Origin of the sequence: Roseiarcus fermentans (assembly GCF_003315135.1) — a bacterium.
Classification (GTDB): domain Bacteria; phylum Pseudomonadota; class Alphaproteobacteria; order Rhizobiales; family Beijerinckiaceae; genus Roseiarcus; species Roseiarcus fermentans.
This window is the reverse complement of record NZ_QNRK01000081.1, coordinates 1-1,757: the sequence shown is the minus strand read 5'-3', so window position 1 is coordinate 1,757 and position 1,757 is coordinate 1. Positions and strand designations below refer to the sequence as shown.

The 1,757-nt window shown below is 68.6% G+C and carries 2 protein-coding genes; both read left to right on the top strand.

Annotated elements, in window-relative coordinates:
* Positions 1-192 (top strand): hypothetical protein (locus DFR50_RS32430; protein WP_170153462.1); only part of this gene is annotated, 192 nt, incomplete at its 5' end.
* 959 nt (positions 193-1,151) lie between these two features.
* The coding region (locus DFR50_RS31075; RefSeq protein WP_210209101.1) for a porin at positions 1,152-1,757 on the top strand (606 nt) is incomplete at its 3' end.

Below are 1,757 nucleotides of genomic sequence, written 5' to 3'. Positions count from 1 at the left end.
TGGAACCCGGTCACCAACCTGAACTTCGACCTCGAGTTGATGTATCAGAGCACGAACCAGACCAAGCCCTCGGGCTTCCTCGGCACCGTCTACAATGTCGGCGGCGTCGGCGGCGCGGTCTTCGCCCCGGGCGCCTGGGAAGGCAACTCGAGCGGCTTCGCCGGCCGTCTCCGCATCACCCGTTACTTCTGATCGCAACCCGATCGGTTGGAACGCCGAACCCCGGAGCGCAGGCTCCGGGGTTTTTTGTGACGCGCCCTCCGCCCGATCCGGAACGCGGCGGCGCGAGCCCGGTCGCGGCATGGGCCGGACATCGAAAGGGGAGCCGCGTCGCCGAACGGAGGAGCTCGGCGGCGGGGCCTGACCACCCGTGACTCCGCCCCGGGCGGGGCGATGGACCGCGAAATCCGCCGCCGCCCGTGGAGCGGCATCCCGAACCGGACCGCTCGCGGCGCGAGCGCTCGAACCCGCTCCGGCGACGGGGGCCGGCGACGGGGCCGCGCAGCGCGCCGGCCCGCCTTGCGAATACGGGCCGAACGACATCCGACATCCCGGAAGCCCCCGAGCGGAACGCGCGCCCCGCGGTCGCGTGTCAAGCGACATCCGGAACTGCCCCCCTGGCGACACGAAGAGAGAACGCCGGCGGGCGGTCAGATCGGGGGCCGGTTGCGGTCGGTCGCGTCCACGGCGACGGGCTTCTGCGGGAGGCCTGATTCGCAAGCCTTTTCAAGAGAGCGTCCCTCGCGACGGCGCTTCCCGCCGGGGTGCGGGCCGGGGCGAGCCCGTCCTCTGCGGCCGCCGCCCGCCGCAGGGGCGGCGGACCACGCGATCGACGTGTCTGACATTGCGGCGGCAGTGGGGCCTGATTGCGTGACAATTATGCAACGGCGGCCTTCAAACTATGTCCATGGGGCGGAGTCTGACGCGAAGTTTATTGAACGGCCGGCGGGTCTCGGTATGTTTCCGACGTGAGCGGGAGATTCCCGGTCGCGGAAGGGTCGCAGCGTCCGTCTCAGAGGCAAACGCAGCGGCCCCGACAAAATCGGGAAGACGGAGCTGACCGGCTTCGGTTCAGGAGTTCGCGCGAGCGGGCTGGGGGACCGGAAACTGGAAGGAACCAACGCCCAAAAGGTATCAACTGGAGGTCACACATGACGCTCATCAAGAGCATTTTGCTCGGTTCGGCCGCGGCGATCGTCGCAGTCGCCGGCGCGCAGGCTGCCGATCTACCCACGAAGAAGGCCGCTCCTGTCGCGCAATACGTCAAGATCTGCAACGTCGGCGGCATCACCGGCTGGACCCTGCCGGGCTCCGACACCTGCGTGAAGTTCTCGGGCTACATCACCGCCCAGGTCGAGGGCGGCAACCTGTCGACCCAGTACAACCAGGGCGGCTACTCCAGCGTCTACAACGCCTACGTCGGCGGCGGCGGCTCGGATCCGACCACTCTCGCTAAGCTCGCCACGGGCGTGGTGTCCACCGGCGGCACGATCACCGGCGGCACGGCCTCGGGCGGCGCTTCGAGCCAGCGCATTCTGGTCGAAGGCAGCCGCAGCCAAGGCAACGATACCTGGAGCCGGAACGCGATCGGCTGGACGACCCGCGCCAACTTCGGCTTCGACATGGCTTCGAACACCGCCTATGGCCCGTTGATCGGTCACTTCGACCTCAACGCCAACATGGGCAGCGGTTTCGACAACACCGGCAGCGCGGTGCTGGTCAACACCGCCTACCTGACCTGGGCCGGCATCACCGCG